This window comes from Mesorhizobium sp. M7D.F.Ca.US.004.03.1.1 (genome assembly GCF_003998635.1).
GTDB lineage: Bacteria > Pseudomonadota > Alphaproteobacteria > Rhizobiales > Rhizobiaceae > Mesorhizobium > Mesorhizobium loti.
In genome coordinates this window covers 1-1,625 of the sequence record NZ_RZQG01001163.1, presented here as the reverse complement: position 1 = coordinate 1,625, position 1,625 = coordinate 1, and the positions used below count along the sequence as shown (strand labels likewise).

The 1,625-nt window shown below is 63.2% G+C and carries 3 protein-coding genes and 1 pseudogene; 3 read left to right on the top strand and 1 reads right to left on the bottom strand.

All coding sequences use genetic code 11. The features are described from left to right. Both EN935_RS35130 and EN935_RS35125 read left to right on the top strand, forming a co-directional pair. Positions 1–287 (top strand): annotated as a pseudogene (locus EN935_RS35130) (branched-chain amino acid ABC transporter permease); the annotation flags it as partial. After that, positions 284–583: an AzlD family protein gene (locus tag EN935_RS35125; RefSeq protein ID WP_127265008.1), complete on the top strand. Its 300-nt coding sequence runs from the start codon at positions 284–286 to the stop codon at positions 581–583. The pseudogene EN935_RS35130 and the gene EN935_RS35125, both read left to right, overlap by 4 nt. Positions 584–639: 56 nt before the next feature. Here the strand turns inward: EN935_RS35125 and EN935_RS35120 are convergent, their stop codons facing one another. Next, entirely contained in the window at positions 640–1,275 is a 636-nt protein-coding gene (locus tag EN935_RS35120) for an FMN-dependent NADH-azoreductase (protein WP_109660051.1), read from the bottom strand. Between the two features lie 109 nt (positions 1,276–1,384). Between EN935_RS35120 and EN935_RS35115 the strand changes: the two genes are divergently transcribed. Beyond that, positions 1,385–1,625, top strand: a 241-nt coding sequence (locus EN935_RS35115) for a LysR family transcriptional regulator (RefSeq protein WP_164771648.1), incomplete at its 3' end; no start/stop codon positions are given.

Here is a 1,625-nt window from a genome sequence, read left to right as displayed (position 1 = left end):
GCGCGGCACTGGCGATGTATCTCGCCTGGGTGGGGTTCACCACGCTGGGTGCCGTGCTCGGCCCGATGCTCGGCCATGTCGAGACCTTCGGTTTCGACATGGCGTTTCCGGCCGTCTTCCTGGTGCTGATGCGCGGCATGTGGACGAGCATGGCCGCGGCGCGGCCGTGGCTGGTCAGCCTCGTCGTCGCGGCGCTGTTTTATCTCTTCGTCCCGGGCGCCTGGTATGTCGCCGCAGGGGCTGTATCGGGGCTCATCGCGGCCTGGCTGATGGCAGGTGATGCATGATCAATGCTGCGACCCTTCTCACCATCGTTCTGATGGCCGGCGTTACCTATCTGACCCGGATCGGCGGCTACGTCGTGTTGCGCAACCGCACGCTCAGCGCCCGCGCCGCGGCGGTGATGGAGGCGGCGCCCGGCTGCGTGCTGATCTCGGTGATCGCGCCGGCCTTCGTGTCGCGGAATCCGGCCGATCTTCTGGCTCTGGCCATCACTTTTGTTGCTGCCACACGGCTTTCCATGCTGCCGACCGTGCTGATCGGGGTCGCTTCGGCGGGCCTTTTAAGACATCTGATCGGCTAGAACGAAAAAAGGCAGGCGCGAACGCCTGCCTTTCGATGCGGATGAACTTTGGCGCCTTATGCGGCTGCTGCAACATCGCGGCTGGCTGCCACCACGGCATCGACCTTGGCGGTCGCCTTGGCGAGCGCTGCGGTCACCGCGTCAGGGCCCATGCCGACGCCTTCGATGCGGATGACGTCGACATCGGTCATGCCGAGGAAGCCGAGCACGCCGCGCAGGTAGGGAATGGCGTGATCGAACTGTACGGCAGCGCCTTCCGAATAGATGCCGCCGGAAGCCAGCACGATATAGACCTTCTTGCCGGTGACGAGGCCCTTGGGGCCGTTCTCGCCATAGGCAAAGCTCTTGCCGGAACGGGCGATGTGATCGACCCAGGACTTCAGCGTCGAAGAGATGTTGAAGTTGATGAAGCCGGTGGCGAGGATCACCGTATCAGCGGCGAACAGTTCGTCGAGCGCGACGTCGGAGACGCCGACGACTTCAGCCTGGCGGGGCGTGCGGGCTTCGACAGGCGTGTAGATGCCGCTGGCATAATCGGCGTCGATATGCGGCAGCGGGTTGGCGACGAGGTCGCGCACGACAAGCGTGTTCGACGGGTCGGCGGCAAGCAGCTTCTCGGCGAATTCGGTGGCGATGCGGGTTGAGTGCGAGGCAGCGCCGCGCGGGCTCGACGTTACAAGAAGAATGGACATAGCGGGTCTCTCCAGTGGAATTGAATTGTCCCGCCACATATGGGGCTATCGACCCATTCGATAAACTGGTATATTTTCTATACGATCCATCAATAAAATAGATACAGCAATGCAGCCGAACCCGACGCTCGACCAACTTCAGATATTTGTGACGGTCGCTGAAGCCGGCAGTTTCTCGGCCGCCGGCCGCAAGCTCAACCGGGCGCAGTCCGTTATCAGCTATGGCATCGCCAATCTCGAGGCGCAGCTTGGACTGAAGCTGTTCGAGCGCGAGGGCACGCGCGAGCCGCAACTGACCGAGATCGGCCGGGCGATGCTGGAGGACGCGCGGCGCATGGTCGGCGTGCTGC

Bases quoted from the DNA above. Each gene is read 5' to 3' on its own strand.
- EN935_RS35125 (WP_127265008.1), top strand. From the start codon at position 284: ATGATCAATGCTGCGACCCTTCTCACCATCGTTCTGATGGCCGGCGTT.
- EN935_RS35120 (WP_109660051.1), bottom strand. From the start codon at position 1,275: ATGTCCATTCTTCTTGTAACGTCGAGCCCGCGCGGCGCTGCCTCGCAC.